The sequence below is a fragment of the Allomesorhizobium camelthorni genome (assembly GCF_011045125.1).
Taxonomy (GTDB): Bacteria; Pseudomonadota; Alphaproteobacteria; order Rhizobiales; family Rhizobiaceae; genus Allomesorhizobium; species Allomesorhizobium camelthorni.
In genome coordinates, this window is record NZ_JAAKZF010000278.1 from 1 (window position 1) to 980 (window position 980).

Annotated in this window: 1 pseudogene; it reads right to left on the reverse strand. The window is 63.7% G+C overall.

Annotated elements, in window-relative coordinates:
- Window positions 1–980: pseudogene (locus tag G6N73_RS35865) on the reverse strand (recombinase family protein); the annotation flags it as partial.

The following is a 980-nucleotide window of genomic DNA, read 5'->3' on the forward strand; positions in this document are numbered from 1 at the left end:
TCCTCCTCGATCGTCTATTGCGTTGTGCGCGGATACGCAGAGTTTCGATCAGTTCGTCCGTGAGCTCGATTTGCCACGGTTGTCCCTTCGCCAGCTGCCGGCCTTCAACCAGGCCACGGGCCCGGTATTTGAAGATGGTCTGTGGCGTGACGCCGAGAGCGGCGGCAGCCCCTTGGACGGAATAGGTTCCGTCCGGCCATCGATCAGGGTTGGCGCTCGTGCCGTTGATTTTGACCGTGGGAACGCCCCAACGTCTCCGCAACAGCCAGACATTGTCACCCTTGAAGGCGCAGTTCCGCGCCGCGATGAAGCCTTCCGCGTTCAGCCTCGACGCAATTTCCTTGTCCATCTTGCCGGCGGCGTTCAGCTCCGTCACCCGCGCGCGCAGCCTGTCGATATCGATGTAGTGGCTATAGGTGTGAACGCATCTCTGGAGAGAGTGCTCGCTTGTCGCTCCCGTTTGCCACAGGATCTTGAGCCAGACCTGCCCCTGCAGGCGCTTTTGGTCGAGGACGACCTCGCAGATAATGAGGCGCAGGATGCTCTTGCGCTCGGCCGCCGTCGTCGACGAGGAATGCCAGATGCCGGGCAGATCTTCGCCCAGCTCCAGCAAACCGTCGCGGTCCGCCTCGCTCAGGACCAGGGGCTCGTCAGACCGCCACCTTTCGTAATCCTGTTCGACCGCCTCGGCAGCACGCAGCTTCTCTTCCCAGCCGCGCTCCAGCGAACGCGCCACCAAACGGTTTTCGGGTTCGACCGCGTCATACTGGCGTCGCGCCCTTTCCGCCTCGTAGCGCGCCCGTTCGCGTCGCAAGGCCCACTGCCGCTCGAGTTGATGCGTTTCCTCCTCGATCTGGCCGAGTGCGGCGACGGCGATCGCGATCCTGTCCGGCGTCAGGGCTTCGAGCAGGATGTTTTCGACCTTTGCGTCGACCGGCAGCGCGCGCACTTCCTGGCATAGCGGCCCACCGTCGTGGCCG